At 74.3% G+C, this 25,194-nt stretch carries 21 protein-coding genes; 6 read left to right on the top strand and 15 right to left on the bottom strand.

Features of this window, described 5'->3' with window-relative positions:
- Positions 1 to 4: 4 nt before the first annotated feature.
- The gene (locus ACFWOG_RS16295) at positions 5 to 844 is read left to right on the top strand and encodes a hypothetical protein (protein WP_380358876.1); all 840 of its coding nucleotides are present in this window, start codon (positions 5 to 7) and stop codon (positions 842 to 844) included.
- On the opposite strand, the gene ACFWOG_RS16300 is transcribed toward ACFWOG_RS16295, so the two are convergent.
- On the bottom strand, positions 817 to 1,500 hold the full coding sequence (locus tag ACFWOG_RS16300; protein ID WP_380358879.1) for a methyltransferase domain-containing protein: 684 nt from the start codon (positions 1,498 to 1,500) through the stop codon (positions 817 to 819). The genes ACFWOG_RS16295 and ACFWOG_RS16300 overlap by 28 nt on opposite strands.
- 177 nt (positions 1,501 to 1,677) lie before the next feature.
- On the opposite strand from ACFWOG_RS16300, the gene ACFWOG_RS16305 reads away from it, so the two are divergent.
- The 4 genes from ACFWOG_RS16305 (at position 1,678) to ACFWOG_RS16320 (ending at position 6,835) form a co-directional block, all read left to right on the top strand.
- Positions 1,678 to 3,675, top strand: a complete 1,998-nt coding sequence (locus ACFWOG_RS16305) for a Gfo/Idh/MocA family oxidoreductase (RefSeq protein WP_380358881.1) — start codon at positions 1,678 to 1,680, stop codon at positions 3,673 to 3,675.
- Positions 3,672 to 4,310, top strand: coding sequence for a hypothetical protein (locus tag ACFWOG_RS16310; RefSeq protein WP_380358884.1), 639 nt, complete (start codon positions 3,672 to 3,674; stop codon positions 4,308 to 4,310). Before ACFWOG_RS16305 ends, ACFWOG_RS16310 begins: the two co-directional genes overlap by 4 nt.
- A 1,006-nt stretch (positions 4,311 to 5,316) precedes the next feature.
- A complete protein-coding gene (locus ACFWOG_RS16315) occupies positions 5,317 to 5,535 on the top strand; it encodes a ferredoxin (protein ID WP_329948029.1) in 219 nt (72 codons plus the stop codon).
- A 91-nt stretch (positions 5,536 to 5,626) separates the two neighbouring features.
- The gene (locus ACFWOG_RS16320; protein WP_329948030.1) at positions 5,627 to 6,835 is read left to right on the top strand and encodes a cytochrome P450; all 1,209 of its coding nucleotides are present in this window, start codon (positions 5,627 to 5,629) and stop codon (positions 6,833 to 6,835) included.
- A 182-nt stretch (positions 6,836 to 7,017) separates the two neighbouring features.
- Here the strand turns inward: ACFWOG_RS16320 and ACFWOG_RS16325 are convergent, their stop codons facing one another.
- The 14 genes from ACFWOG_RS16325 to ACFWOG_RS16390 form a co-directional block, all read right to left on the bottom strand.
- Complete coding sequence (locus tag ACFWOG_RS16325; RefSeq protein ID WP_380358888.1) at positions 7,018 to 8,085, bottom strand: MBL fold metallo-hydrolase; 1,068 nt, start codon at positions 8,083 to 8,085, stop codon at positions 7,018 to 7,020.
- Between the two features lie 20 nt (positions 8,086 to 8,105).
- Positions 8,106 to 10,826, bottom strand: coding sequence for a phosphoenolpyruvate carboxylase (gene ppc, locus ACFWOG_RS16330; RefSeq protein WP_380358891.1), 2,721 nt, complete (start codon positions 10,824 to 10,826; stop codon positions 8,106 to 8,108).
- Between the two features lie 131 nt (positions 10,827 to 10,957).
- Entirely contained in the window at positions 10,958 to 11,953 is a 996-nt protein-coding gene (locus ACFWOG_RS16335; RefSeq protein WP_380358894.1) for a DUF6282 family protein, read from the bottom strand.
- Complete coding sequence (locus tag ACFWOG_RS16340; protein ID WP_380358897.1) at positions 11,946 to 13,814, bottom strand: isocitrate/isopropylmalate family dehydrogenase; 1,869 nt, start codon at positions 13,812 to 13,814, stop codon at positions 11,946 to 11,948. The genes ACFWOG_RS16335 and ACFWOG_RS16340 overlap by 8 nt, the downstream gene beginning before the upstream one ends.
- Complete coding sequence (locus ACFWOG_RS16345; protein WP_380358900.1) at positions 13,814 to 14,554, bottom strand: alpha/beta fold hydrolase; 741 nt, start codon at positions 14,552 to 14,554, stop codon at positions 13,814 to 13,816. Before ACFWOG_RS16345 ends, ACFWOG_RS16340 begins: the two co-directional genes overlap by 1 nt.
- A 141-nt stretch (positions 14,555 to 14,695) precedes the next feature.
- Positions 14,696 to 15,628 carry a hypothetical protein gene (locus ACFWOG_RS16350; RefSeq protein ID WP_380358903.1) on the bottom strand — a complete coding sequence of 311 codons (933 nt, stop codon included), beginning with the start codon at positions 15,626 to 15,628 and terminating at the stop codon, positions 14,696 to 14,698.
- Positions 15,629 to 15,694: 66 nt separating this feature from the next.
- On the bottom strand, positions 15,695 to 17,131 hold the full coding sequence (locus ACFWOG_RS16355) for an FAD-binding protein (RefSeq protein WP_380358906.1): 1,437 nt from the start codon (positions 17,129 to 17,131) through the stop codon (positions 15,695 to 15,697).
- A 79-nt stretch (positions 17,132 to 17,210) separates the two neighbouring features.
- On the bottom strand, positions 17,211 to 17,801 hold the full coding sequence (locus ACFWOG_RS16360) for a YciI family protein (protein WP_329948239.1): 591 nt from the start codon (positions 17,799 to 17,801) through the stop codon (positions 17,211 to 17,213).
- 105 nt (positions 17,802 to 17,906) lie between these two features.
- Entirely contained in the window at positions 17,907 to 19,268 is a 1,362-nt protein-coding gene (locus ACFWOG_RS16365; protein ID WP_380358908.1) for an NAD(P)H-dependent flavin oxidoreductase, read from the bottom strand.
- Positions 19,269 to 19,360: 92 nt separating this feature from the next.
- Positions 19,361 to 20,383, bottom strand: a complete 1,023-nt coding sequence (locus ACFWOG_RS16370) for a LysR family transcriptional regulator (protein WP_380358911.1) — start codon at positions 20,381 to 20,383, stop codon at positions 19,361 to 19,363.
- 149 nt (positions 20,384 to 20,532) lie between these two features.
- A complete protein-coding gene (locus ACFWOG_RS16375; protein WP_380358913.1) occupies positions 20,533 to 21,189 on the bottom strand; it encodes a TetR family transcriptional regulator in 657 nt (218 codons plus the stop codon).
- An 83-nt stretch (positions 21,190 to 21,272) separates the two neighbouring features.
- Positions 21,273 to 22,100 carry an HAD family hydrolase gene (locus ACFWOG_RS16380; RefSeq protein ID WP_380358916.1) on the bottom strand — a complete coding sequence of 276 codons (828 nt, stop codon included), beginning with the start codon at positions 22,098 to 22,100 and terminating at the stop codon, positions 21,273 to 21,275.
- On the bottom strand, positions 22,097 to 23,230 hold the full coding sequence (locus ACFWOG_RS16385) for an oxidoreductase (protein WP_380358918.1): 1,134 nt from the start codon (positions 23,228 to 23,230) through the stop codon (positions 22,097 to 22,099). The genes ACFWOG_RS16380 and ACFWOG_RS16385 overlap by 4 nt, the downstream gene beginning before the upstream one ends.
- Complete coding sequence (locus tag ACFWOG_RS16390; RefSeq protein WP_380358921.1) at positions 23,224 to 24,297, bottom strand: ScbA/BarX family gamma-butyrolactone biosynthesis protein; 1,074 nt, start codon at positions 24,295 to 24,297, stop codon at positions 23,224 to 23,226. The genes ACFWOG_RS16385 and ACFWOG_RS16390 overlap by 7 nt, the downstream gene beginning before the upstream one ends.
- Before the next feature lie 192 nt (positions 24,298 to 24,489).
- On the opposite strand from ACFWOG_RS16390, the gene ACFWOG_RS16395 reads away from it, so the two are divergent.
- The gene (locus tag ACFWOG_RS16395) at positions 24,490 to 25,140 is read left to right on the top strand and encodes a ScbR family autoregulator-binding transcription factor (RefSeq protein ID WP_380358924.1); all 651 of its coding nucleotides are present in this window, start codon (positions 24,490 to 24,492) and stop codon (positions 25,138 to 25,140) included.
- Positions 25,141 to 25,194: the final 54 nt, after the last annotated feature.

Here is a 25,194-nt window from a genome sequence, read left to right on the forward strand (position 1 = left end):
CACCATGCCCGGCACCCGCGGGGTCTACTTCGTGGCCAACGACCACGTACTCGAACTGGCCACCGTCTTCCTCAACAGCTTCCGCCACAACAACCCCGACATCCCGCTGCGCCTCATCCCCTTCGACGCCGACCACCACCGGATCGCCGCGCTCGGCGAGCGCCACGGCTTCACCGTCTGGGAGGACCGGGACCTGCTGGCGCGCTGCGACGAGATCAGCCTGTCGTTCCACGACCTCCCGAAAGGCCATTTCCGGAAGCTCGCCGCCTGGGCCGGGGAGTTCGACGAGTTTCTCTACATCGACAGCGACACTGCCGTTCTGGCGAACATCGACTTCGTGTTCGACCGGCTCGCCGGGTACGGATTCCTGACCGCCACCTCCCACCTTCCCGGGCGCGCCTGGAAGGACAGCATCGAGGAATCCGGAAAGCTCACCCCGGAGCAGTACGGATACCGGGCGAACACCGGATTCGTCGCCTCCCGGAAGGGGACGCTCACCTTCGCGGGAATAACCGCCGCGCTGCCGGCCGCCCGCGAGGTGGCCCCGCACATGAAACTCGGTTACGAACAGCCCTTCCTGAACTACCTGATGGTCACCTCGGGCCACCGCTACACCAGCCTGCACCACCTGCGCACCACCACCGGGGACCGGTCCATCCCCGGCGAGGTCTTCGCCTGGACACCGGGCGTCGAGGCGAAGGACGGCGGGATCGTGCACCCCGCCGTCCCGCCGACCCTGATGGTGCACTGGACGGAACCGGTGAAGCCGACCCGGCAGGCACCGGAGGAGGTCCCGCTCTACGACCTGTGGCGCTACTACCGCGACCTTCGCGCCGTGACGTAGAGCGACTGCTCGTCGTCGTACCGGGGCGGGAACTCCGGGTGCGCGGCGAGCAGTTCCGCCTCCTTCACCTGCTCGACCAGGTCGAACCCGGCCTGGTCGAGCGCCCAGGCGAGCAGCTCGGCGTCGAAGAGGTTGCGGTGCCGGCCGCGCGCCTGGAAGAGGTCGTTGACGAACTGCTGCACCGGGGCACCGCCCAGCGAGTAGTCCGGGTAGCGGCTGCACCGGTCGTCCCTCAACGCCCGTCCCCGGTCGGCCGTGTAGCCGGCGCAGACCTTGGCCAGGTCGGGGCAGGACAGCCACAGCACCGCGTCCGGGGTGCACACCCGGCGCAGCTCCCGCAGCAGCGGGATCAGTTGCCCGTGCAGCTCCAGGTGCTCGACCACGTGCTGCATCACCACCACCTCGACCGAACCGTCGGGAAACGGCAGCCGGCCGGCAGCCAGGTCCACGTCGAGCTCCGACCCGGAGACGTCGCAGTTGAGCCACCCCGGAACACGCCGTCCGCCGCAGCCCAAATGGAGTCGCCGGGATTCCGGGAGCCTGCCGCCCAGAGCGGCGCGCCGCAGCCGCAGCCGGGCGGACAGGCGGGCGCGATCGTGTTCGACGAATGCGATCGTTCGCGGATCGAAATTCAGCCTTCGCAATGCCCAAGTCATCACCCGCCTCACGATGCCCGCGAACCGAATCCCGGTCAACCCCGCCACCGGGACGCCTCATTCGGACACCATTTTTCGGTCATCGTTCCGGAGAACCCATTCGGTGACCGTCCGAACTCTGGTCGCGGATTCCGAATTCCGCGACCATGGGCGCAACCGAACCCCCAGGAGGCACGCATGCGAGCGGTGGTCCTGACCGGACCCGGACAGTGCGAGGTCATCGAGCGGGACGAGCCGCCGGGCGGCCCGGGACAGGTCGTCGTGGACCTGAGCGTGAGCGTGATCAGCCCGGGCACCGAGCGCGCGATCCTGCTGGACCTCCCGAACGCCGGTGCCCGGTACCCCGAGCACCCCGGCTACCAGGCCGCCGGAACCGTGCGCAGCGGATCCGCCCTTCCCCCCGGCACCCGGGTCGCGGTCCGCCGGGCCCGGCACGCGGAGGTCGCCGTCGTCCCCGAACGCCACGTGCGCCCGATCCCCGACCGCGTCCCGCCGGCCGACGCCGCCGTCTGGCAACTCGCCCTCACCGCCCTGCACGGTCTGGAGACCGGTGGGCAGCGCCCGGGCGAGCCGGTCACCGTCGTCGGTGGCGGTCTGCTCGGCGTCATCACCCGCCGCCTGGCCGCGGCGCGCGGCGCCTCCCGGGTGCGGGCGGTCGCCGCCACGACCGCCAAGGCATGGACCCTCCGGGCCGAACCCACCAGCGTCCGGCACGAGCCGGGCGGGCCCGACGACGACGGCACCCCGCTGGTGCTGGACGTCACCGACAGCGGCACGGGCCTGGCCGTCGCCATCGGCGCCGCCGCACCCGGCGGCCGGGTCGTCCTGCTCGGCTCGCCCCGCACCGAACGCGCCGACGTCCCCCTGCAGCAACTCCACGACCGCGGGATCGACCTGCGCGGCGCCCACGTCGGCGGCCTCACCGAGGCCGAGGAGGACCGGCTGAGCGACGTCTTCTTCGACCTCCTCGAACAGCGCCGGTTCACCATCCGCGACGTGCTCTCCGACTACCCGGCCCACCGGGCACCTCAGGTCTACCGCCGGCTCGCCACCGACCGCGCGTTCATCAGCGCGGCCCTGCGATGGGACGCGCCCCGCCCGGCCACCGGCCGCCGGGCCGCGTCCGCGCGCCCGCTGCGCTACGGGCTCATCGGCTGTGGTGACATCGGCATCGAGGACGCCAAGGCCCTCGCCGCCGCGGACGAGGCCGAGCTGACCGCCTGCCACGACCCCTTCGCCGAACTGGCCGAGGAGACCGCGGCGCGCTTCGGCGGGCAGCACACACCGGACGTCGTGGCCCTGCTGGCCCGCGACGACGTGGACGCCGTGATCGTCGCCACCCCGCACGACACGCACGAGCAGCTGTTCTCCGCCGCCCTGGCCGCGGGCAAGCACGTACTGCTGGAGAAGCCCGTCGCCCAGGACCTCGCCACCGCCCGCCGCATGGCCGAACTCGCCGACAGTGCAGGCCCGTTGCGCACCGGAGTACTCTTCCCGACCCGGACCGACCCGCGATTCGGGCAGGCCCGGGCGGCCATCGCGGCCGGGGAGATCGGCGAACCGCTGGGCGTCACGGCCACCTACTTCACGGACAAGCCGGCCGGCTACTTCCAGGGCGGCCTCAGCGGCCGCGCCCCGTCCAACTGGCGGCTCGACCGCGACCGGGCCGGCGGTGGCTTCCTCATCATGAACCTGATCCACCAGGTCGACACCGTCCGCGCCCTGCTCGGGCGCGAGGTGGACCGCGTCTACGCCGAGACGGCGCCCTCCGCGACGGCCGACGCCGAAGGCATCGAGGACGCGGTCACCCTCGTCCTGAGGTTCGGCCCGATCGTCGCCACCCTGATCGGCAGCGCCAGCGTGGTCGGCGGCACCGGCATGCGCACCAGCGTGTGGGGCGAGAAGGGCGAGGTGGCACTGACACCCGACTTCCGACTGACCCACCGCGCCCCGCTCGGCGCCGCCCCGCCCGCCGGCCGCCCGGCGCCCACCGCGATCGACCTGCGGACCACCGCGTTCACCCGCTTCGCCCTCGCCGTACGGGACGGCACGCCCGTCGACGTCAGCCTCAGCGACGGGCTGCGGACCCAGGCCGTGGTGGAGGCCGGCTACGCCGCGGCGTGGCTCGGCCGAGCCGTCGACCCCGCGCGCCTGCTCGCGGGCGGTACGCCGTGATCGGCCCGCGGCGCGTCCTGCGCTCCCCCGACGGCGACTACCCGCCGCCCGACGGCGTCGGCCCCGACACGGTGTGGTTCGCCGAAGGCACCGCCGCCGACGAGACCTGGGCCGTCGGCTACCCCGGACCGGACGCCGAGACGCGCGCCGCACGCGCCTGGGCGGCCACCGCGCGGGCCGTCGCCGACGCCGCCCGGGCCGCCGGCGGCAGGTCCACGGTGCTGGTGCCGGGAGACGGCGCGCTGGCCGGGCTGGTCCGGCTGGCGCTCCCCGACGCCGTTCCCGCCGGCCCGGAGGTACCTGCCGTGGTCGTCGAGACGACCGGCACCGGGGCCGGGATCCTCCAGGCGCTCGCCGCCGTCCGCCCCGGCGGGTGCGTGCTGCTCGCCGCCCGCCCGCTGCACCTCACCGCGAACCTGCCGACCTACCGCGCCATCCACCGCCCCGGCGTCCGCGTCCTCCCCACCCGCTGGGCCGACGCCACCGCCGACACCACGGACCCGCTGGTCTCCTGGGCCCTGGCCCATCTCACCCCGGACCGACCGGGGCAGGCCGTCACCCCGGGTGCCTGGTACCGGCTGGCAGCCCGTCCGCCCGCCTCCGCCGGCTCCGACGGCCGGGTACCGGGCCCGTAGACCTCCTCGGAGGCGGCCCCGGCGCCTCGCCGTTCACGGCACGCCGCCGGCGCCCCGGCCCGCCGAAAGCCGGCGCAGCCGAGCCACCTCGCGGCCCACCGTCCCGGTGACGCCGGTCAGAGGTATCCCAGCGGATATTCCCGTCGTCGATAGCGATAACGAATCCGGCGCGCACGCCGACGAGATCGGACAAACCCGTGGAACAACCGCGGGCTTGGGAGAGACAGCACATTGGCGGCCGGTCCCGGGAAAACGGTTGACGGTTCCCCATTCGCTGCACCTGCGGGCAGGCCCGCTGCCCGCAGGTGCACTACCCGAACGGACCGACGGCTGCCCACAGGTGCAAGCCCTCCCCTGCGTACACCTCCCACCTGCGACGGGTCACAGAGGTCGGACTACCTATTCGGGCAAGGCTACTGCGAGTTGCACCCGAATCGAACTCAGAAACCCTCGCTGTCAGTCGATTTGACTCGGAACATCTGGTGATAAGGTCACACCGCAGCACACCAGACCACCCGCAGACCGTCATGAGCACGGGAGTTGTGACCATCCGCAATCGGGGGCCCGACGACCGACACGCGTGAGAGAAACCATCGAACGCACCCGATTCCGCCCCACCCCGGCGGTTGAACCGCTCGGCCGCCTGCCGTCCAGATCGCCGATGCCGTGCCCCGGGCCGGCAACGCGGGCGGACCCGCGAACCCCGGCTGCGGCCCGTCCGTACGGCTCCCCTGCCTGTACGGAAGGCACCTTGTAAAACCACCGCTGAATCCGAAGTCCCCCGGACGCGCTTCGCGCCCGTCGACTCGACATGCGAGGAAATCGAGGCACCCGGAACAATGACATCTGCGGACATGACGTCCAGGACCCTGGACGTGGACAGAGGGAATCTTCTCGATCCGGCCACCGCACCCCTCCGTGAACGGACCAGCGATGGCCAGGTTGACCGTGACAACGAGAGGCGGCGGCCCGACAGTCGGCGCCGCCCTGGCGAAAGGTGCCTGACATGCAGGTGAGCGTCGACCGGGACCGTTGCTGCAGCTCCGGCATGTGCGTGACGAACGCCCCCGCGGTCTTCGACCAGGACGACCGGGACAGTCTTGTGATCCTCCGTCAGACCGTCGTGCTGCCGGAGCAGTTCGACGACGTCAGACTCGCCTCCGAGCTCTGCCCGGGCCGGGCGATCACCGTCACCGGGGACGAGCCCGCGCGGACCGGGGCCTGACGGACCCCCGCCGCCGGCCCCACCGGCCGCCGGGAACCTTCCCGGGCCCCGAACCCCACGAGAACACCCGCGACGTGAGGAGATCCCCGTCTTGACCACCGCACCCACCACCCCCGTCCTCCCGCTGCCGGCCCGGCACTCCGGCGGCTGCCCGTTCGACCCGCCGCCCCCGTACTCCGAGGCCGCCGCCACCGGGCCGGTGACCAGGGCCAAGCTGCCCGACGGCGACCTCTGCTGGATGGTCACCGGCTTCGCCGAGGTCCGCACCGTGCTGTCCGACCGCCGGTTCAGTGCCGACATACGCCACCCGGCCTTCCCGCTGCTGGTCGCCGGCGCCCGCGAGGAGCTGATCACCGACAATCCGGACTTCCTGCGGCTCGACGACCCCGAGCACGCCCGCCAGCGCCGCATGGTCACCGGGGAATTCCTGGTGAAGCGGGTGGAGGCGCTGCGCCCGGAGATCCAGCGGATCGTGGACGAGGCACTGGACCGGATGACCGCGGGCCGGACCACGGCCGACCTGGTCACCGACTTCGCGCTGCCGGTGCCCTCGCTGGTGATCTGCCTGCTGCTCGGCGTGCCGTACGAGGACCACGACCGCTTCCAGAGCCTGAGCCGCACGATGCTCAACCGGGAGAGCACCGTGGAGCAGCTCCGGGAGGCCCAGGAGGGGGTCCTGGGCTACCTGCGCGACCTGACGGCCCGCAAGCGGACACAGCCGGAGGACGACGTCCTCAGCCGGCTCGCGGCGCGGGACGACCTGACCCCGGACGACGCGGCCGCCATGGGCGTGCTGCTGCTGGTCGCGGGGCACGAGACGACCGCGAACATGATCTCGCTGTCGACCGCGCTGCTGCTGGAGCACCCCGAGCAGATCCCCGGCCTGGCCGACCCGGCCACCCTGCCGGGCGCGGTGGAGGAGCTGTTGCGGCTGCTGACCATCGTGCACACCGGCCTTCCCCGGGTGGCTCTGGAGGACGTGGAGCTGGGCGGCGTCACCGTCCGGGCCGGGGAGGGCGTGATGGCGATGCTCTCCACCGCCAACCGGGACGAGGCGGTGTTCGGCGGCGCCGGCCATCGGGCGACGGACGAGCTGGACCTCTACCGGGACGCCCGGCGGCAGCTGGCGTTCGGCTTCGGCGTGCACCAGTGCCTGGGCCAGCCGCTGGCCCGCGCCGAACTCCAGATCGCCCTGGAGACGCTGTTCCGCCGACTGCCGGGGCTGCGGCCGGCCGGCGAGCGCGAGTTCCGTACCGAGTCGTTCATCTACGGGATGCGGTCACTGCCCGTGACCTGGTGAGCGGGGCCCGACGGAGAACTCCCGCTGGAGTAGTTCGCTTGGGAAAGTGCTGGTCACGGCCGCTCGTCGGCGGCTGTGACCAGCACTTTCGCTTCGCACTTTCGCTTCGTCGGACACGGCCGGTCCGCCGCACGGTGACGCGGTGGTCCGGGATCACCGCGTCACCGCGGCCGGCCGGCGTTTCAGGGGAGCCGCAGGGGCGCGGGAAGGCGGGGGCGGGTCGGAACGGGGTGCCAGCGGAGCGTGCCGGTGCGGTCGGGCAGGACCCGGCCGAAGGGCTGGTCGCCGAAGTGGAAGGCGAAGCCGTAGCTGCCCGGGGCACGAAGCCGGTCGAGCAGGGTCCGGCGGGCGCGCAGCACGGCGGCGGTGTCGGTGTCGGGGCCGGAGGGCCACTCGGGGTGGCTGATCTGGGCCGGGGTGTGGAAGGCGTCGCCGAAGACCACCAGACGCCGGCCGGCCGAGGCGGTGACGACGTACGAGGTGTGGCCGGGGCTGTGGCCGGGGGTGATCAGCGCGGTGACGCCGGGCCAGATCTCGGCGCCGTCGTCGAACGGCCGCAGGACGCGCGACATCGGCACCATGAAGGTGTCCCAGGAGGGGGCGCCGACCGTGATCTCGCCCCGCCAGAACGGCCCCCACTCGGCGCCGGCCACCCGGTAGTCGGCGTTCGGGAAGGCCCTGCGCAGCGCGTGGTCCCGGCCGCCGGGGCGGAAGCCGAGACCGGTGTGGTCGGTGTGCAGGTGGGTGAAGGCCACCGTGTCGACGGACTCGGGCGCCACCCGCAGGGCGCGCAGGGTGTCCAGCAGGGCGCCGCCGCGGGAGCGGCCGAGGGCCGGCGACAGGACGTTGGCGCCGAGGCCGGCGTCGATCAGCAGGCGCCGCCGGCCCCGTTCGACGAGGACGCCGCCCGCCGAGGCCGCGATCCGTCCGGTGCCCGGGGTCAGGGCCTCGGGGTGGTCCCGCCAGTACGCGGGCGGGACGGCGGGGAGGAAGCCGGCCGGGTCCAGCTCCATGGCGCCGTCGACGACGTAGGTGATCCGGGTGTCGCCGAGGGTGAACGAGCGGACCGCGGACTGCTCGTTGAGCGCGCCGAGCCGTGACGGACGCGGACGCGGGCGGGCGGCCTCGGCACGGGGCGCACCTGCGGACAGGGCCGTGGCGGTGGCCGCGGCGACCGCCGTGGTGCCGAGGGCGGTCCGCAGCAGGGTCCGGCGGGAAGGCCCCCCGGGGTGTGGGGTGTTGGCGGTCATGGTGGGGAACTCCCGTGGGGTCAGCCGGTGTTGCGAAGTCCGGCGGCGATGCCGTTGACGGTGAGGAGCAGGGCGCGGGCGAGGAGCGGGTCCGCCCCGGTGGAGGCGGCGACCGCGGCGCGGCGGCGTCGGAGCAGGGCGACCTGGAGGTAGGAGATCGGGTCGAGGTAGGCGTCCCGCAGGGCCAGGGTCTGCTTGAGCCCGGGCTGCTGGTCGAGGAGTTCGCACGCGCCGGTGACCCGGAGCGCTTCGGTGACGGTGCGGTCGTGCTCCGTGCGGATGGTGTCGAAGACGTGGTGCAGCTCGGCCGGGACGAGCGTGTCGACGTAGTGGCGGGCGATCCGCAGGTCGGTCTTGGCGAGCGTCATCTCCACGTTGGACAGGAAGTTGCGGAAGAAGTGCCACTGGCCGTACATCTCGTCGAGCACGTCGCCGAGACCGGCCTCGCGGGCGGCGGCGAGGCCGGCGCCGACGCCGTACCAGCCGGGGACGATCTGGCGGGACTGGGTCCAGCCGAACACCCACGGGATGGCGCGCAGGCCGTCCAGGCCGGCGCCCGAGTCGGGGCGGCGGGACGGACGGGAGCCCAGGTGGAGTTCGGCGAGCTGGTCGACCGGGGTGGCCGCGAAGAAGTAGGCGGGCAGGTCGGGGTGGTCGACGAACCGGCGGTAGGCGGTGTGGGCGGCGGCGGAGACGACCTCCATGGCGGCGTCCCAGCGGGCCAGCTGTTCGGCGGACTGCCGGGGCGCGGTGTGCAGGGCGGTGGCCTGGAGGCTTGCGGCGACGGCGAGTTCGAGGTTCTCGCGGGCCAGCGAGGGCAGCAGGTACTTGTCGGAGATCACCTCGCCCTGCTCGGTGACCTTGATCTCGCCCTCCAGGGTGCCCCACGGCTGCGCGAGGATCGCGTCGTGCGAGGGGCCGCCGCCGCGGCCGACGGTGCCCCCGCGGCCGTGGAAGAGGCGCAGCCGGACGCCGTACCGATGCGCGACGTCGCGCAGCCGCCGTTGGGCGCGGTGGATCTCCCACTGGGAGGTGGTGATGCCGCCGAACTTGGAGGAGTCGGAGTAGCCGAGCATGACCTCCTGGACGTCGCCGCGCAGGGTGACCAGCCGGCGGTAGGAGGGGTCGGCGAGCAGGTCCTCCAGGATGTGACCGGCGGCCCGCAGTTCGTCGGTGGTCTCCAGCAGCGGTACCAGGCCGATCCGGGCGGTCCCGGCGTGCAGGTCGATCAGGCCGGCCTCGCGGGCGAGCACGGTGGCCGCGAGGACGTCGTCGGCGCCGCGGCACATCGAGACGACGTAGGACTCGACGACCTCGGGGCCGAAGGTGTCCAGGGCACGCCGGACGGTGTGGAAGACGTCCAGGGTGCGGGCGGCGGCCGGGTCGAGGGGAGCCGGGCCCAGCAGCCGGCGGGAGGTCAGCTCCTTGGCGAGCAGGCGCTGCCGGTAGTCGCGGGGCATGTCCGCGTAGCGCCACGACTCCTCGTCGAGGCGGTCGACGAGGAGGCCGACGGCGTGGTGGTGGGCGTCGGCGTGCTCGCGGACGTCCATGGTGGCGAGCTGGAGGCCGAACGCGGCGAGGGTGCGGACGGTGCGGGCGAGCCGGCCGTCGGCGAGCAGGCCGCCGCGGTGTTCGCGCAGCGAGTCCTGGACGAGGCGGAGGTCGGCGAGGAGGCCCGCGGTGCCGAGGTAGTCGCGGCCCTCGGTGTGCGGGGTGCCCTCGGCGAGGCGCCGCTTGGTGTTCTCCAGCTTCTGGCGGACGCAGGTGGCCTTGAGGCGGTAGGGCTCCTCGGCGTTGAGGCGCCGGTAGCGGGGGCTGAGTTCGGGGAGGTCGGCCAGGTCGGTGCGGAGCGAGGCGAGGAGTTCCTCGGTGACGCCGGTGTGCCGGACGGAGTGGGAGAGCAGGCCGCGCAGTTCGTCGACGGTCCGGAGGGCGGCGTCGATGCCGTGCTCGTGCTGGAGGAGGAGGACCTCCCAGGTGACGTCGGGGGTGACGTTGGGGTTGCCGTCCCGGTCGCCGCCGATCCAGGTGCCGAAGGTGAGCGGGCGGGTGTCGTCGGGCAGGCGGACACCGGCCTGGTCGAGGTCGGCGGCGAGGTCCTCCAGGAGGTCGCCGACGGCGCCGGCGTGGAGTTCGTCGAGGTAGTAGACCGCGTTGCGGGCCTCGTCGGCGGGTTCGGGGCGGGCGACGCGCAGTTCGTCGGTCTGCCAGACGAGGTCGATGTGCTCCGCGAGCCGGGTGTCGAGGCGGCGGCGGTCGGCCTCGTGGGACGGGGTGCCGGCGGTGTCGAGCAGGGCGGCGATCCGGCGGAGCTTGTGCAGGACGCTGCGGCGCGCGGCCTCGGTGGGGTGGGCGGTGAAGACGGGGCGGACGTTGAGGCGGGCGACGGCGTCGGCGAGGAGTTCCGGCGAGCGTTCCGCCGCCTCCCGGACGACGCGGCCGAGCGGGGACTCCCTGCGCTCCCGGGCCGCTCTCAACTCGCGCCCCCGGTGGACCTGTTCGGTGACGTTGGCGAGGTGGAAGTAGGTGGAGAAGGCACGGACCAGCTCGACTGCGGTCTCCAGGTCGACGCCGGCGAGGAGTTCGGCGGTGGCCTCACCGTCGGTGCGGCTGAGCAGGCGGACCTGTTCGACCAGACCGAGCAGGTGAGCGCCCTCCTGGCGGACCAGTGTCTCGCCCAGGAGGTCGCCCAGGCGCCGGATGTCGGCGCGCAGGGCCGCGTTCGCGATCGGGGCGTTCATGGGTTCTCCCTGGTGGAGCGGTTTCGGGTCGGCCCAGGGCCGACGGGCAGGCGGGCCGTCCGACAGACAGGCAGGCAGGCAGACAGGCCCATCGACAGGGCAACGGGCGGGGGCGGGTTGGGGCCCGGGGTTCAGGGCGCCAACAGCGCGGCCGGGTTCAGCCGGGTGACGGCGCGGACCTGCGTTCCGGTGAGGCCGGCGGCGCGGAACCACTCCGCGTTGCGGACCAGCCAGCCGGCGGGGTCCGGCTGGTCGGGCTGGCCCAGGTCGGAGCTGAAGACGATCCGGGGGTGGGCGCGGACCAGTTCGGCCAGGTGGCCCGGGCTCCGGTGGCCCAGCAGCAGCATCAGGGCGGTGAGTTCGACGTAGAGGCCGGGCAGGTCGGCCAGGCCGGCGAGGTCGGCGGGGGTGAGGCCGGACATCGGGTGGGTGGCGTGGGTCAGCAGCAGCCGGGGCACGTCGAGCCGGGCGGCCTCGTCGGCCACCCGGAGGGTCTCCTCCCGGTCGCAGTGACCGGTGGCCAGGACGACCGGAAGGTCCCGGGCGGCGCGGAGCACCTCGCGCACCGGCCGGGCGAGCCGGCCGGTGCCGTCGAGGATCCGTGGGCCGCGCCACCGTTCGAGGTCGAGAAGCGGGTGGAAGGGGGCGCGGTGGAGGGGGGACGGGTGGGCGGGGCCGATGTGGGTGGGCAGGTGGACGAGCAGCCGGGCGGGGCTGTCGGGGCCGTGGGCGTAGACGGCCTGCTCGACGACCCTGGTCCGGACGCCGCCGGCGAGCTCGTTGAGGACGACGGCGCCGGAGACCGGAAGTCCCTCCTGGCGGGCCTCCCAGGCGGACGCGGCGGTGGAGCCGAGGTGGCTCTTGACGGCGACCCAGCCGTCGATCCCGGCGTAGGCCCGCCCGGCGCCGGCGGCGGTCAGCCGGCGCCGGTAGAGGTCCGGTCCGGCGTGGTAGTGGACGTCCACCACCTGCCGGTCGGCCGGGGGACGCTCCCCGGTCCGGGACCGCTCCCCCGCCGCGGCCCCCTCGGAGGGCGGCGGCCCGGCCGGCCCGATCACCGGCCCGGCCGACCGGAGTGCCGGCCCGGCCGCCGACCGGACCGCCGGGGGCCGGGGGCCGTCAGGCATCGCCGGTCCTGCGCGCCGGCCCCTCCCACGGCTCGGCGTAGCCGAACGTCCGGCGGGCCTCGTCGAGGCGCAGCCCGCCGGCCACCGCCTCGGCGATGGCGGCCTCAGTGGCTTCGACGCGTTCGGCCCGGTCGGCCACCTCGACGGCCTGTCCGGCGGGCACGACGAGGACTCCGTTGTCGTCGGCGACGATCACGTCACCCGGGCGGACGGTGACCTCGCCGATGGTGACGTCCCGTCCGGTGGCGTCGAGTTCGACGCGGTTCTTGCCGCTGACCATGGTGACGCCGGTGCTGAACAGCGGGTACCCGGCGGCCCGGATCTCGGCGACGTCGCGGGCCGACCCGTACACGGCGGTGCCGCGCGCGCCCCGGCTCCGGGCGAGTGCGGTGAGCAGCGAGCCCCAGTTGGTGCAGGCGGTGCTGCCGCCGTTGTCGACGACGACGAAGGAGCCGGCGGGTACCTCGTCGAGGTAGTTGGCCGCGTTGCGGAAGCCGCCCCGGGTGTCGTCGACGGGCCGGTAGGTGACGGTGTAGGCGCGTCCGGCGGTGCGGGCCCCGGGGACGCGGGCGGCCAGACCGGCGAGGACGCCCGGGAGGCCGAGGCTGTCCAGCGCGTCGGAGACCGAGGCGGTGTCGAGGCGGGCCAGCCGGTCGACGACCTCGTCGGTCTCCGCCGGTGGATCACCGGCGCCCGGCCGCCGTACAGCGGCCCCGGCGGAGGCCCCGGCGGCGGGCCGGGAGGCCGCGGCGTCCAGGGCTCCGGCCACGGCCTCGGCCACCTCGCGGGTGCCCGCCGTCCCGCCGAGGTCGTAGGTGACGGTGGTCCGGGCGCGGGCGACGCCGCGCACGGCGGCGCGCAGTTCCTCGCCGGGCACCGTCAGCCCGAGGTGGTCGAGCATCTGGGCGACGGTCAGCAGCATCGCCATCGGGTTCGCCCGGCCGCGGCCCGCCATCGCGGGGGCGGAGCCGTGCACGGGCTCGAAGTAGCTGCCCTGGTCGCCGATGTTGCCGCTGGGGGCGAGGCCGAGGCCGCCCATGACCCCGGCGCCGAGGTCGGAGAGGATGTCGCCGAACATGTTCTCGGCGACGAGCACGCCGAACCGCTCCGGCCGGCGGACCATCCAGAGCGCGACGGCGTCCACGTTGAGGATCTCGGTCTCGATCCCGGGGTACTCGCCCGCGATCAGTTCGAGCCGTTCGCGCAGGTGGTTGCTGCTGTTGCGGAGGACCATCGGCTTGTCGACGAGGGTGAGCAGGCGCTTGCCGCGGGCCCGGGCGTGTTCGAGGCCGAAGCGCAGCAGCCGGTCGATGCCGAACCGGGTCTGGAGGCGCAGGGTGACGCTGGTGTGCTCGGGGCCGGAGGCGGCGGCGTTCGGGTGGTGGCGCACCGCGTCCCAGAGCGCCCCGTCGAGGCCGTGCAGGTCGAGCCCGGCGTAGAGGCCCTCGGTGTTCTCCCGGATGACGGTGAAGTCGAAGCGGCCGTGGTCGAGGTCGGTGACGGGCCGGATGTTGGCGTAGAGGCCGAGGCGCTGGCGGAGCTGGACGACGGGCGAGACGTAGCCGAGGCCGGTGCCGCGCAGTTCGGGGACGAGTTCGGCCTCGGTCTCGCGCAGCGGCTTGCTGGTGATGGCGCCGAGCAGGCAGGTGTCGGTCTCCTCCAGGAGCTTCCAGGTGCGCGCGGGCACCGGGTCGCCCTCCTGTCGCCAGCACTCCCAGCCGATGTCGCCGAAGCGCAGGTCGAGCGGGAGGCCCAGGCGTTCGACGGCGGCGAGGGCCGCTTCGACGACCTCCGGTCCGATGCCGTCGCCGGGCAGGACGGCGATGCTCCTGGTGGCGGGTGCGGCGGGTGCGGCAGGCATTACCGGAGTCCTTTCTCGCGCAGGAGTGCCTCGACGCGTGCGGAGACCTCTGCGGGCTGGTCGAAGTGGGGGCGCATGCCGGCTCGGGGGACGACGTGCACCACGTGGTGGGAAGCGGCGGCGGTGTGCCGCCGGGTGACGAGCTGGGACCGGCCGCCGACGATCTGGAGCAGCGGGCCGGGGTGGGCGCGGACGGCGTCGGTGAGGTCGATGTCGCGGAGCAGCCGCAGGCCGCCGGCGAGCCGCCGCCCGGCCTCGGTGTCCGTCGCGGGGTTCGCGTCGGTCTCCGTCGCGGGAGCCGTCCTGGGGTCCGGCTCCGTGGCCGGCGCCGGGACGCCCCCGGTGTCCGGTGTCCGGCCCTGCGGCAGGATCCGGCGGGACAGCAGGTCGAGGGCGGCGGCGGGCCGGCCGGCGGCGGCCAGGTCCGCGATCGCGCCGAGCCGCTCGGCGAGGGCGGTGTCGCTGCGCGCGGGTCCGGAGACCAACAGCGCGGCGGTGGCGGGGTCGATGTCGGGGAGCAGCGCCTGGGCGACGGCGCCGCCCAGGGCGTTGCCGCAGAGCACGTCGACGGGCCCGAAGGTCGGCAGCACCTCGCGCCAGCGTGCGGCCAGACCGGCCAGGCTGGTCACCTCCTCGTCCCAGAGGGCGAGGGTGTCGGCGACGGTGACCCGCAGTCCGGCCCCGACCAGGGTGCGGACGACCGGGGTGAAGAAGGCGCCGCCGTCCCAGCCCGGGGTCACCGGGGCGAGGACCAGGGCGTGCGCCGTGGCGGCGGGGGGGCGGGGGGCGTAATACCCCCGCGGGCCCCCGCGCGGCGGGCGCCGCGGAGCCCCCCCGCCCCCCCCCCCACGACCGGTCCGGCGTGGGTGGTCACCGGGTGGTCACCGGACGCCGGCGAGGGTGCGCGCGGTGGCGATGGCCTCGCCGTGCTCGCCGAGCAGTTCCTTGCGGTGCTCGACCGAGAGGTCGTAGCGGCCGAGCACGAGGTCGGGCAGCGGCAGGGACGGCCGGCCCTCGGGGACGGTGGCCAGCAGCAGTTCGGCCAGCCGCAGGACGGGGGCGAGGTCGATGTGGCCGGCCTTCTCCGGGTCGGTGCGGTCGAGGTGCGCCAGCCACTGCTCGGCGATGAGGTTGCCGGGGCCCTTGCCCATGCCCTGGATCGAGGAGTCCATCCAGGTCGCACCGGCCGCGACGGCGCTGATGGCGTTGGCCAGCGCGAGGCCGAGGTTGTTGTGGGCGTGCAGGCCGACCGCGCCGCCGGTGACCGAGCGGGTCAGGGTGGTCAGGTCGGTGGTGTCCAGCGGGGAGAGGCTGCCGTTGGAGTCGGCCAGGTAGACGACCTCGGCGCCGGCGTCGGTGGCGGCGGTCGCCACCTCGACCACCTCGCGGGCCGGCCACTGGCTGATCCGGGCGAAGTTGACGCCGACGGTGAAGCCGAGGTCGCGGGCCTGGCGGATGTACTCCAGGCCGGGTTCGTAGCCCTTGGCGGGCAGGATGATGCGGACGAGACGGGCACCGGCCGCGTACATGGCGGGCAGGTCCTCGCGGGTGATGTTCTTCGGGTGCAGGATCATCGCGACCCGGTGGGGGCCGATCTCGCGGGCGGTGGCGGCGATGAAGTCGTCGCCGCCGATGCCGGTGAGGCCCAGGTCGGGGATCGGGGCGAACGAGCCCTTGCGGTAGGCGATCTCGACCCAGTCGAAGCCGGCCTCGACGCTCAGCCGGGCGTGCTCCAGGGCGTAGGAGAGCGGGAAGTGGAATCCCGTGCGGTACCCCCCGTCCCGGAGAGTGACGTCGATGTTGGTGATCCTCATGGCTCCTCCAGAAAGCGGACGTGCGGGTTGGATCGGGAAGGGTCCGGCGGACACGTCGGGTGCGCGTCAGGCGGACTGGCCGGCGGCCACGTGGTGCGCGGCACGGCGGCCGAAGACCAACGAGCGCAGCACCGAGGTGGCCGGCGGGTAGGCGTGGTAGAAGAGGCCGGTGGCCTCGCCCGCCGCGTACAGGCCGGGGATGGCGGTGCCGGACGGGGTGACGACCCGGCCGTCGAGGTCGGTGCGGACGCCGCCGTAGGTGAAGCAGATCGCGGCGGTCACCGGGATGCCGATGAACGGCGCGGTGTCCAGCGGCGTGGCCCAGTTGGACTTGGCCGGGGTGAGGCCGACGGTGTGCTTGCCGTCCAGCCGGGTGGGGTCGAACTCGCCCGGGGAGACGGCCGCGTTGAACCCGGCGACGGTCTTCTCCAGGCCCTCGGCGTCGATGCCGAGCTTGGCGGCGAGCCCGGCCAGGGTGTCGGCCTGCTCCGGGGGCACGTCGGTGAGCAGCGAACCGGAGATGCCGGGGATGGCCAGGGTCTTGGCGTCGGCGATCCAGTACGCCTCCTGGTCCTGGTTCTTCCAGATCTCGTAGCCGACGTGCTCGAAGGTGTTGTCCCAGGTGTCGCGGCCCTCGTCGAAGAACCGCTCCAGGCGCCCGTTGACGAAGATTCCGGCGGCGAAGCCGTAGAGGACCGCGTCGGCCTTGTCGGTGCGGGTGTCGACCGGCTCGGCGTGGATGCCGTCGAACTGGCCGGCGGTGTCGGCGCCGAGCTCCAGCGCCATCCGCAGCGCGTCGCCGCGGTTGGCGGCGATGCCGGGGGCGATCAGCGGGAGGTCGCAGGCGTTCTGCCCGACGTACCGGGTGAGCATCTCGGGGTTGCCCTCGAAGCCGCCGCAGGCGAGCACGACCGCGCGGCCGGCCAGCGTGCGGGTGAGGCCGTCGGGGCCGCGGACGACGACGCCGTCGACGGCGCCGTCCTCGTCGGTGGAGAGGCGCAGGGCCTCGGTCAGGTAGCGGATGTCGACCCGGGGGTCCGCCTCCAGGGCGGCGCCGAGGTGTTCGACGATGGCGGCGCCGCCACCTCGCGGGCTGGCCGGCGGGACCATGGACGGGACGCCGGCGGCGAAGGTGTGCGGCAGCGGGAAGTCCTGGAAGGCGATCTCGACGCCGTGCTTCTCGACGAACGCGAGGGTGCCGGGGGTGTCGCGCTCGACGGTGCGGCAGTAGTCGAGGTCGGCCAGGCCGCCGGAGACCCGGTGGACGTGCTCGGCCCAGTCGGTGTCGAGCCGGCGCTGCTGGTCGATCCGCAGGAAGGCGCCCGTCCAGCGGGTGGCGCCGCCGCGGTCCTCCTTGCCGGAGCGCTCCAGGATCGCGATCCTGGCCGGCCGGTCGCGGCCGTCGGTGGCCTCGGCGAAGGACAGCGCGGCCGAGAGGCCGGCGGCGCCGAAGCCGACGACGATCAGGTCGTACGCGGGGGCCGGGGTGGACGTGCCTGACATGGTTCTCCTACGCGGTGTGAGGGGTGTGGGCGGGTGTCGGGCGATGCGCGGGGGTGTGCCTCCCGGCCGGGACGCCGGGTCAGCGGTTGGGGGTGATGACCCGGCTGGTCCGGTACAGGCGGTACTTGGCACCCGTCGTGGTGGTCGCGAACCGCTGGTAGCGGCGGGTGAACTCGGGGTCGTCGAAGATCGCGTCGAAGCTCTTCTCGTCGGACCAGGCGGCGAGGTTCACCACCGCGTCGCCCTCGACGCTGGTCAGCAGCCGGGAGCCGCGGAAGCCCTCGGCGGTGGCGGCGACGTGCTCGACGGCGGAGGCGAGGGCGGCCACGGTGGCGGGCGCGGACTCGGTGGTGGCCACGTTGATGAGCAGCACGCCGTCGCCGGGCTCGGGGGTGGTGACCACGCCGGGGCTGGCGAAGCCCGCGGTGAACGGGGTCCGCTCGTAGGAGGCGATGCCGAGCGTGTGCCAGGGGTCGCTCTCGATCAGCTCGGTGACGGTGGCGTCGTCGAGGTCGGCGGTGACGATGACGGCGCCGCCGTCCGGCCGGGGGCCGCTGAGCAGGATGCGACCGCGGTCGGCGTGCTCGCGCAGCCAGGCCCTGTGCTCCGGCAGGTGGGCGGTGACGGTCTCACGGGGCTTCAGGTAGGTGAGGGTGAGGACGTGGATCACGGTGTTCTCCGGTGCGGTGGGAGGACGGACGGTGAGAGGGCGAACACGGGGAGGAGGGACGCGGGGAGGGGCCGGCCGGAGCCCGCGCCGGTTGCGGAGCCGGTGTCAGCGGCCGATGCGCGTCGCCAGGCCGCGCAGGACGGTCTCCGCCTCGGAGACGGTGTCCTCGACGATCGCGGCGGCGGTCCGGACGTCCTTGACCAGGTCGAGGACCTCGCCGGCGAACAGGGCGCGCTGGCTGACGTCGTCGCGGGCGACGGCGGCGGTCCAGCCGGGCTCGACGTCGGCGCGCCGGGCGGCGAGGTCGTCGTCGCGGCCGGTCCACTCGCGGGTGAAGGCGTTGCTCACCGAGCGCGCCTGGTAGACCTCGTCCCACGGGATGCCGCGGAGCACGTCGAAGGACCGGGTGTTGACGGTGTCGGTGGTGCCCGCGGCGGTCAGCGAGGTCTTGAAGCCGGCGGTCGCGATCGACTCGACGGTGAGTGCGAAGCGGGTCCCCATCATCACGCCGTCGGCGCCGAGCGCCAGCGCCGCGGCCAGGCCCCGGCCGTCCGCGAACCCGCCGGCCGCGACCACCGGGACGGCGCCCCGGACGAGGTCCAGCACGGCCGGGACGAGCGGGAGGGTGGCCCGGGTCTTGTGGTGGCCGCCGGCCTCGGCGCCCTGGACCACCAGCACCGACGCGCCGGCCTGCAGCGCCACGACGGCCTGCTCGGTGTCGTGCACCTGCACCACGACCCGGGCACCGCTCGCGGCGGCGGAGGAGACGTAGCGGCCCACCTGCTCGGCGTCGCCGAAGGAGAGGGCGATGACGGGCGGCGCGTAGCCGAGCACCTTGTCCCAGAGGCCGGGGCGCTCGTCGAAGGTGAACATCACGCAGCCGGCGCCCCAGACGCCGCCGCCCTCGGCGGCCTGCGGGAGGTGCTCGTCGATGAACGCGGCGTCGCCGTAGCTGACGCCGACGAGCCCCAGCCCCCCGGCGCGGGTGACGGCGGCGGCCAGCCGGCCGCCGGAGACGCCGCCCATCGGTGCGCTGACGATCGGATGGTCGATTCCCAGCAATTCTGTCAACTTGGTCGAGATCACGACTTCCCCGGCTCCCAGCTCGAATGTCGGTGTGGCGGACGGAACGGCGGCCTGAACGTCGTCGGGAACGACATGGACGACGACGGATCGACCGGTGGATCGGCCGGTGAATACCGTCCGGCGCCCTGCCCGGAATTCCTCGGGCGGCGGGTCACCGGCACGGCCTCCGGGGTTTTCCGTTCCCGGTTCCGGCCTGCCCGCTTTCGCACTCAAACCATAGTTCGAACGGCGTTCCGAGGGCCAAGACAGAAAATGCGTGGAAGCCATAGGACCGGTCCTATGGGCCGACCCTACGAGGGGGACCGCAAGGAGTCGCCCGGGCACCGGAAGTGAACCTTCCATGACCCCGGGGCAAAAAATCGCCCGGCCCGGAGAAAACATTCTCCGGGCCGGGCGTACGGGTGGGGGCAGAGGTGGCGACAGCGGTGGGAGGTGGGGGTGGGACGGCAGCGGACCGGCGGAAGGCGAACTCCTCAGGCGAGGAAGGGCCAGCCCTGCCGCTCGGCGACCTGGGCGAGCACCCGGGCGGCCCGGCCGCCGGCCAGCGCGGTGACCGCCAGCCGTTCACGCGGCGCCGCACTGGTGGGCAGCGGGCGCCAGTGGAGTTGCGTCTCGCCCTGCACGGCGAGCCGCGGACGCAGCGCCACCAGGTCGCAGGCGGTCTGCAGGGTGTGCACGAAGAGCGCCTGCTGGTCGTCGACAGGGTGCAGCTCGGCCCGCCAGCCGAGTGCGGCGAGCTGGGCCGGGATCGTCTCGGCGTAGCCCGGCGCACACCCCTCGTCGTACCAGAGCAACCGCTGGGTGGCGAGATCGTCCCAGGTCAGGCCGGGTCGGGCGGCCAACCGGTGGTCGGGGCGCATGACCACCCCGAGCGGTTCGTCCCAGACCACCGCGCCGACCAGACCGGGTGTGGTGACCGGAAGCCGGACGATGCCGAACGCCAGCTCGCCGTGGTGCAGCAGCTCCGGCTGGTCGGCCGCACCCACGTGCCGCATGCGCAGCTCTGCGCCCGCCCGGGCGGCCCCGTCGGCCTGCTCACCGGCCAGTCCGTTCTGCACCTCGGCGAGGACCTCGGTCGGCACCCCGCCGCAGACCCCGACCGGCCAGACCCGGGGGGTCGGGGCAGCCGCGGCGATCGCCGAGCGGAGCTGCCCGGGAATGGACTGGATTTCCCGCAGGAATGCCCGCCCGCTCGCCGTGAGTTCGACACCGCGTGAACTCCTGATGAAGAGCGAGGCGCCGACCCGGCTTTCCAGTCTCTTGATCTGCTGGCTGAGGCTCGGCTGGGATATCCGGAGTTCCTGGGCAGCCGCCGAAACGGTCCCCGCCCGGACCACCGTGAGGAAATACCGGAGGTGCCGCATGTCGAAGTCGTCGACGTGCTCGGCATGACCCGCCGCGCGCCGGGCGGCGACCCGCGCCGAATCCTCCGGGGCGTGACCGAATTCCGTTTGGTACAGGGCGGACGATCCGATCCTTTCGTGCAGCACACTCATGACACCCCTCCGTCACATCGTCTCGGTTCGCGACCCGCGACCGGTCTGTCCGCCGCCGGGCGGTGGGCTGCCCCGGAGGTCCGGGGCAGCCACATTCTCCCTAAAAATACCTTCACGAGGGTATTTTCAACGGTTCCGTAACGGAACCCTCATACGACCCGTGGATCCGGGCACAGGCTGCACCCCGCCGGAGTCCCGCCCTCCGGAACCGGGGCCCCGGCGGCCGGGCCGGCGAGCGCCGCCAGCAGTAACCGCCACGCCGCCTCGTAGGCGCCGGCCGAACCGCAGGCGCCCGGCGGCCCGAACGACACGTGCGGCGCGCCGTGCATCACGGCCAGGAGCAGCTGGGCGACGAGTTCGGGCGGCCGGGGCGCCATGCTCCCCTCCCCCTGGGCCCGACGGATCAGGTTCGCCAGGCCCCGCTGCACGTCCTCGAAGATGTCCGGCACCATCTGGGCCAGCGCCGGGCAGTCGGTCGCCAGCCGGAGCGCCGCCCGCAGCCTGACGTCCTCCTTCAGCCGGTGTGCCAGGTCCAGGACGAGCGACTCCAGCACCGCGCCGGCCGCGGCGCCCGGGACGTCCCGGGCCTGGCGCATCTCCTCCCAGACCTTGCGGGACTGCAGCAGCAGCGCCCCGGCCAGCAGCCGCTTGGAGGCGAAGTGCCCGTACAGGGCCCCCTTCGTCATGCCGGTCCGCTGCGCCACCGCGTTGAGGGTGGCCCTGCTGTACCCCTGGGCGGAGAACTCCTCTGCGGCGGCGTCCAGCACCTTCTCCCGCGTACGCCGTGCTCGCTCCTGTTTGATCATGCGGGCGCCCTCCTGGTCAAGAACATACCTTCCTAAAGGAATGTTCTCAGGACAGGGGGCACGCCCGCCCGGCTGTCCGCACATCAGACGGAAACCGATCGGTGTGCGACGGCCGGACGCGCCCGCGGCCCCGGCGGGCGGCGCGGACCGCGCCGCCCGTCGAGCACCGGCCAGCCCTCGCGCGCGGCCTCCGCCAGCAGTTCCGCCGAGCCGTTCACCACCACCGGGTGCCCGACCGTGCGGAGCATCGCGAGATCGCTCTCGTGGTCGCCGTACGCGAAACAGTCGGCCGGCCGGACGCCCCGCGCCCGGACCAGCGCCGCCACCGCGTCCGCCTTGGCCTGCCCGATCATCGGCCGGTCCACCTCCCCGGTCAGCACTCCCCCCGCCGCCAGCTGCTCGGTGCAGCACACCGCGGCGGCGCCGAAGTCCTCCGCCACCGCCTCCAGCAGCGGGCGCAGCGACCCGGACACCAGGACCACCTCGTGCCCGAGGTCCCGGTGGCGGGCCAACGCGTCGAGGCTCGCCGTGACGAAGGCCGCGGCGCCCCTGCGGTACTCCTCGTACCACCGGCGTGCCGCCGACCGCAGCGCGGTGGCGGGCACGCCGGCGAACCGGCGGTAGTACATCCGGTTCAGCTCCTCGCGGGGCACGCCCGCGGCCATCGCCGCCCGGAGGTCCGGTGCCCCGGGCGGCGTCGCCCCGGGTCGCCGCGCCGGCCCGGTCGGGGCGGGCCCCGCGGTGCCGGGGTCCGTACGGGCGGGGTCCGTACGGGCGGGGTCCGTGTGCGCGGGGTCCGTACGGGCGCGGTCCGCCGTCCAGAAGTCCCAGAACGCGAGCATCCCCTTGGCCGCGATCAGTGTCTCGTCGACGTCGAAGAAGGCGATCGGGGCGGGCGCCGTACCGCTCACGCCGCACCGCCACCGGCGCCGAGGACCGCCTCCGCGTAGCCCCGGGCCGCCGCGTCCGGGTCGAGGGTGCGGTGCACCGCCACCGCCGCCGCGTCCCGCCAGGCGCGTTGCAGGACCGAGCCCGGGGCCTGCGCCCCGACACCGGCCGCGAGGAACAGCGCGTCCACCGCCTCACGGCAGAGCACGGCGGCGGTCGCCGCGTCACGACGGTTCTCGGCCACCGCGAGTGCGGTGATCTTCCCCCGGTCGGCCCGGGCGGCGGCGCCGTCGAGCAGCAGCCCCGCCGTGTGGATCCTGGCCGAGGCGTGCGTCAGCACGGTGTGCGCGGCCGGGTGCGGGTCGGCCGCGCGCCGGGCGCCGGCCGTCCATTCGCGCAGGGCTGCCCGGGCGATGCCCAGCAGCGGCGTGGCGAACACCAGGGCCGCGACCATCGGGTACGGCACGGTGTGGCAGCGGGCGGCGTCCTGCTGCGGGACGAGCAGCGCGTCCAGCGTGAGCGTGCGGTGGTCCGGGACGCGGACCCCGTCGGCGGCCACGGACGTGCTGCCGCTGCCGCGCAGCCCGGCCGAGTGCCAGGTGTCCAGCACCGTCAACTCCGAGCGGGGCACGGCGAAGACCCGGTGCTCGCGGCCTGCGGGACCCTCGGTCCAGGAGGCGAGCAGGATCCACTCCGCGTGGTCCGCGCCGCTGGCCGGCCGCCACTCGCCGTGGAGGCGCCAGCCGTCCCCCACCCGCTCGGCCCGGCCCTGCGGCGGGACGACCGCGGCCGCGATCCGGACGTCGGGGCCGCCGCCCCAGAGGTCGCGCTGCCCCTCCGTCGGGAGGTAGGCGGCCAGCCGGCCGTGCGCCGCGTACAGGGCGGCGCACCAGGCGGCGCCCGCGCAGGACTCGGCCAGCGTCGACGCCCCGGTCACCAGTGCGCCGAACTCCCCGGCGGTGCCGCCCCACCGGCGCGGGACGAAGTGGCGCGGGAAGCCGGACCGGGTGATCCCGTCGGCGACCTCGCCGGTCAGCCGGCGCAGTTCCTCGGCCCGCCCGGCGTCCCGGCGGGCGGTCCCGGCCAGCTCGCCGAGCACCCGGACGTCGAGCACCCCGGCGTCGAGCCCCTCGGCCCGGACGTCGCTCAGCATGCCCTGCCCTCCGCCCCGGCCGGCCCGGCCGCCGGGCCCGCACCCGCGCCCACCGGGCCCGTTGCCGCCGCTCCCCCACCCACCGGGCCCGCACCGGCCGGGCCCGGCGCCGCCGTCCGGCGCACCCGGGCGGCGGCGATCGGCCGGCCGTCCTGCACCGCCGTCAGGCGAAGCGCCCCGGCCGGGCCGCCGTCCGCCGGCTCGGCGACGATCGCGACCGGCGTCGTGAGCTCGCCGAAGGCGGTGAACACGGTGGCGAGTTCCCGCAGTTCGCGGACCGCGTCACCGGCCCCGTACGCGGCGGCGGCCGCCTGCCGGAAGGCTTCCATCAGGACCATGCCGGGTACGTGGTCCACGGGGTGGTCGAACAGGACCGGGTGGTCCTCGAAGGGCCGCAGCCACCAGCGGTCGGGGCGGGCCGGGTCGGCGGCGATCACCACGTCACGGTCGGTCGTCTGCCCGACCCGCCGGGGCTCCGGCGGCACGGGCGCGGTCGGGGCGGTCCCGGGCTCCCCCGCCGCGTCGGCCGACCGTCGCCGGAGGGACGCGTAGCGGCCGGGTTCCAGCACCTCCCAGCGCATCCGGACCCGCCCCACCGGCCGGTGGCCGGCCCAGGCCAGGCCCTCCAGCGCGAACCGCTCCCGGCCGGGCCGGGGAGCGGCGGGCGGGCAGCGCAGGTCGAGGCCGACGTCCAGGCCGTCCGGGCCGGTCGGCGGCAGGGCCTCGTCGAGGTCGACGGTGAGCTCGTTCAGCACGAACGGGTGGCCGTAGGTGCTGCCGTGGAACCGGTGGGCCAGGTGGATCGCGGTCTGGCGGACCGTCTCGGCCAGCATCATCGGGTCGGACGCCGCTGCCCGCCGGTGACCGAGGTGGTGGTCGCGGAGCCAGCGCGCGGCGACCGCGAACCGTTCCTCCTCCAGCCGCACGGCGTCCGTCAGGAGCACCTCGGGGTCGGCGTGCTTGTGGACCGCCTCCCGCGGCAGGTGCCGGTCGAAACGCAGGCCGTTCCAGCCCTCCCGGAGCAGCGGACGGCGCTGCCCGGGCACCTGAGATGACAGGACGTTCATGAATTCTTCCTCCCCCATGTCGCGGCGACGGGAGCAGGCCCGCTATCTTTCGGTGCCTACCGGAGCGACAGCTCAGGAACATACCTTCTGGAAGGTTTACCGTCGAGGCGAAATTTTGCGCCACTCTGTCCAAATCGCCCCCGCCCTGACGATCCGGCACCACCGTTGACCCCACCATCACAGGAGCCGTCCATGCCCGAGCCGCAGACCACCTCCCCGTTCCCTGTGCGCAGAATCACCACCCGGCGGGGCCCCGACCCCAAACAGGACCGGGCCGCCCGCACCAAACTGCTGGTGCTGACCGCCGCCGCCGAACTCTTCTCGACACAGGGCTTCCGCCACACCTCGGTCAAGGACGTGGCGGACCGGGTCGAGATGACCAAGGGCGCCGTCTACTTCCACTACCCGACGAAGGAGGCGCTGGCCATCGCGGTGGTGGAACAGCACTACGCCCGGTGGCCGATGCTCCTGGAGGAGGTCACCGCCGAGGGGCGCGGGCCGCTGGAGACGGCCGCACGGCTGCTGGCGGGTGCGGCGGCGGCGTTCCGGGACGACATCGTCGTCCAGGCGGGCGCCCGGCTGCAGATCGAACGGCCGCAGATAGACGCCGAGCTGCCCACCCCGTACGTGGACTGGACCGAGCTGCTGAGCGCGCTGCTGATCAGCGCCCGGACGGCGGGCGAGCTGCGGGAGGGGGTCTCGCCGCACGCGGCGGCGCGGTCGCTGGTGGCCGCGTTCTTCGGCACCCAGCACATCTCGGACGTGCTCCACGAGCGGGCCGACGTGGTGGAACGCTGGTCCGAGACCGCCGAGTTGCTGTTCCGCGCGATCAGCGCGAGGTAGCACCCCGGGCGGGCCGGCCCGGCGGGCGCGGCCGGCGCACGCGGAAGCGCACCG

Origin of the sequence: Kitasatospora sp. NPDC058406, from assembly GCF_042722765.1 — a bacterium.
Taxonomy (GTDB): domain Bacteria; phylum Actinomycetota; class Actinomycetes; order Streptomycetales; family Streptomycetaceae; genus Kitasatospora.

What these genes read in the sequence shown, in the direction of transcription:
- ACFWOG_RS16295 (WP_380358876.1), top strand. Translation starts at nt 5, where the DNA reads ATGCCCGGCACCCGCGGGGTCTACTTCGTGGCCAACGACCACGTACTC.
- ACFWOG_RS16300 (WP_380358879.1), bottom strand. Translation starts at nt 1,500, where the DNA reads ATGACTTGGGCATTGCGAAGGCTGAATTTCGATCCGCGAACGATCGCA.
- ACFWOG_RS16305 (WP_380358881.1), top strand. Translation starts at nt 1,678, where the DNA reads ATGCGAGCGGTGGTCCTGACCGGACCCGGACAGTGCGAGGTCATCGAG.
- ACFWOG_RS16315 (WP_329948029.1), top strand. Translation starts at nt 5,317, where the DNA reads ATGCAGGTGAGCGTCGACCGGGACCGTTGCTGCAGCTCCGGCATGTGC.
- ACFWOG_RS16325 (WP_380358888.1), bottom strand. Translation starts at nt 8,085, where the DNA reads ATGACCGCCAACACCCCACACCCCGGGGGGCCTTCCCGCCGGACCCTG.
- ppc (WP_380358891.1), bottom strand. Translation starts at nt 10,826, where the DNA reads ATGAACGCCCCGATCGCGAACGCGGCCCTGCGCGCCGACATCCGGCGC.
- ACFWOG_RS16335 (WP_380358894.1), bottom strand. Translation starts at nt 11,953, where the DNA reads ATGCCTGACGGCCCCCGGCCCCCGGCGGTCCGGTCGGCGGCCGGGCCG.
- ACFWOG_RS16340 (WP_380358897.1), bottom strand. Translation starts at nt 13,814, where the DNA reads ATGCCTGCCGCACCCGCCGCACCCGCCACCAGGAGCATCGCCGTCCTG.
- ACFWOG_RS16350 (WP_380358903.1), bottom strand. Translation starts at nt 15,628, where the DNA reads ATGAGGATCACCAACATCGACGTCACTCTCCGGGACGGGGGGTACCGC.
- ACFWOG_RS16355 (WP_380358906.1), bottom strand. Translation starts at nt 17,131, where the DNA reads ATGTCAGGCACGTCCACCCCGGCCCCCGCGTACGACCTGATCGTCGTC.
- ACFWOG_RS16365 (WP_380358908.1), bottom strand. Translation starts at nt 19,268, where the DNA reads ATGTTTTCTCCGGGCCGGGCGATTTTTTGCCCCGGGGTCATGGAAGGT.
- ACFWOG_RS16370 (WP_380358911.1), bottom strand. Translation starts at nt 20,383, where the DNA reads ATGAGTGTGCTGCACGAAAGGATCGGATCGTCCGCCCTGTACCAAACG.
- ACFWOG_RS16375 (WP_380358913.1), bottom strand. Translation starts at nt 21,189, where the DNA reads ATGATCAAACAGGAGCGAGCACGGCGTACGCGGGAGAAGGTGCTGGAC.
- ACFWOG_RS16385 (WP_380358918.1), bottom strand. Translation starts at nt 23,230, where the DNA reads ATGCTGAGCGACGTCCGGGCCGAGGGGCTCGACGCCGGGGTGCTCGAC.
- ACFWOG_RS16390 (WP_380358921.1), bottom strand. Translation starts at nt 24,297, where the DNA reads ATGAACGTCCTGTCATCTCAGGTGCCCGGGCAGCGCCGTCCGCTGCTC.
- ACFWOG_RS16395 (WP_380358924.1), top strand. Translation starts at nt 24,490, where the DNA reads ATGCCCGAGCCGCAGACCACCTCCCCGTTCCCTGTGCGCAGAATCACC.